Raw genomic sequence first — 2,400 nt, 5'->3', positions numbered from 1 at the left:
CAAGCAAAAACCTAAGTCGTTTCGACTTAGGTTTTTTTGTGTTTATTTTTATTTACCTTTAGTCATCTTACAGAGGGAAAAGAATGAAAAAGAAACTATTTTAAATGAATTTTGAACGATGTTCTGGTAAAGGGTTATAAAATAATACGTTTAAATATTATTTTAAGGTAAGAATTACCTTCTTATATAATTAAGTTGTAGAATGACTAAAAATATATGAAAACGTTATGTGAAAAATAACTATTCAGTTGTTTTTGCATAATGTTTTTTCATTTTTAAAGGATTTTGCATAAGAAAAAATCTATAATTAAGATAGTTAACATATATTTTTGATAGGTGTGGGGGATTATGAAAGAAATATGCATGTTATTAGTGGCTGTTATATTATGGGGGACAGCTATTGCACCAACAAAGTGGGCATTAGAATCTATTCAGCCATTTACTTTGTTATTTATTCGTCTTTTCTTCGCGGGTGGAATCTGTTTACTATTTTCATTTAAACAATTAAAAAGATCGGTTGCACATAAACAAGTGCCGTGGAAAAGGATGAATTTACTATCTTTTACTGGTGTAGCTGGTTATTTTATGTTCACATCCTACGGTATTTCTTTAACAAGTGGATTGCATGTTAGTATTATTGATGCTGCTTTACCTTTAGTTACAATTCTTTTTTCAGCGTTCTTTTTAAAAGAAAAAATTCAGCTTAATTATTGGATCGGTATTGTACTCGGGGCTGCCGGGGTACTTCTTATTACCATTCCATCTAGTAACGTCGATCAAGAAGTATCTTTAATAGGAGATACCCTTATTTTATTAAGTACTTTTTTATTTGCTTTCTATACAGTATTGCTGAAAAGACCAAAACAAGAACAGTATCTATCAAAAAAGGTTTTTACAACACTAACTTTAATTATTGGAGCTGTTATTCTATTACCATTTGCAACGGTAGAAATTTTTTATTACGGTTTTCCAAAGGTTGAAACATGGAAGGCCGGACTAAGTATAATATATCTTGTTATTGGAGCAACAATTTTAGCGTATTGGTTTTGGAATAGAGCATTAGAGTCAGTCTCGGCATCGGTAAGTGGATTATATTTAAATGCCTTACCGTTAATAAGTATTTTTGCCTCAATTGTTTTATTAGATGAAGCTTTAACTTGGAAGATAGTAATAGGAGGAAGTTTAGTTTTAATAGGGGTAGGATGGGCGGATAAACAAAAGATAAGTAAGTTATTAAAGAAGGATAACTTGAATAGTAAGGAATGCTAAGCAGCATGCTGTATATGGTTTAAATATAAAAAACACCTAATATATATAAGGTGTTTTTTATATTTGGCAAAGATAATAGATTGAAATCAGTATAGGTATTCTCTACTATATCTATACGTATTGAAATCATTTTGAAATATTGTTTGAACGAGTTGTATACATTCGGTATCATAAAAACTTTCGAAAGTAGGGTAGCGAGGAAATAAAGGATCAGTAATATCTGCTTCGCTAAAATTTCCTTTATAGGTCATGGCGGGAGTTTGATGATGCCATGATGTTGAGAATTCATTTATTGGAGCGGTTTTTAATTCGAAACGTTTTTCTAATGTTTTCATTGCTTGATCGAAGTTTTCTAAGTATATATAATTGGTCACATATTCTTCTTCACCAGCTATATATTGTTGTGTAAAATGCGGGTTAATATCATTTGGCTGAGTACGATTAATAAATAGATAGTATAGAAATTGTTTAAAAGAGAATCCTTTGGAGGAATTTTCATCTTGATATAGAAACTTTCGGATGGGCTTCCATTCGGGATTCTCTATATAGGGAGGTGTGATTAAGGATACGAAAGAGCTCACTGCTCTCCTATAAGGGTTACGAACAAGTTTAAAAGTTTCTTTTTGTTTTTCTCGTAATGCTATACCTAGTCGTACATTATAGGCAGGTGTACTTTTGTATATATCATATTCATAATTATGAATGAAAGGGCTATAACTTAGAGCTGTTTGTAATAAATCAATCTGGTAAAAGAACCACTTGGCAAGAGAAGTACAACCACTTTTTTGGCTCCAAAATAGAATGATAGGAAATTTCTTATGATAATGTGGAGTTCTTGAATGGGCATTGATGATGTGTGATAAGGGAGGATTGAACAATCTCTACACCCCTTTCAGATATTTTAATTATATGTATGAAAAATAAAGAGGAATATGAGTAACTGTTTCATCTTTTCTAAAAAAGTGAAAGATTAATATTGACTATTATTGAATAGGAGTGTAATATAGAAAAAGTCGCCGATGACAACAACGTCGAAAGCGACAAACGAAATGAAAAACTTAGTTGACATTGAAAGATGAAAATGTTAACATAAGGAAGTCGCAAATGAGCGGCTAAGTAGTTCTTTGAAAA

The 2,400-nt window shown here is 31.1% G+C and carries 2 protein-coding genes; one reads left to right on the top strand and one right to left on the bottom strand.

Going from position 1 to position 2,400, the window contains the following annotated elements:
* Positions 1 to 336: 336 nt before the first annotated feature.
* Complete coding sequence (locus AC0NJG_RS28550) at positions 337 to 1,269, top strand: DMT family transporter (RefSeq protein WP_176364462.1); 933 nt, start codon at positions 337 to 339, stop codon at positions 1,267 to 1,269.
* Positions 1,270 to 1,355: 86 nt separating this feature from the next.
* Here the strand turns inward: AC0NJG_RS28550 and AC0NJG_RS28545 are convergent, their stop codons facing one another.
* Positions 1,356 to 2,147, bottom strand: coding sequence for a sulfotransferase family 2 domain-containing protein (locus tag AC0NJG_RS28545; RefSeq protein WP_474063706.1), 792 nt, complete (start codon positions 2,145 to 2,147; stop codon positions 1,356 to 1,358).
* Positions 2,148 to 2,400: the final 253 nt, after the last annotated feature.

The organism is Bacillus sp. SSR7, from assembly GCF_055902415.1.
The sequence above is the reverse complement of the archived record's forward strand: the minus strand, read 5'-3'. Positions and strand labels throughout refer to the sequence as shown.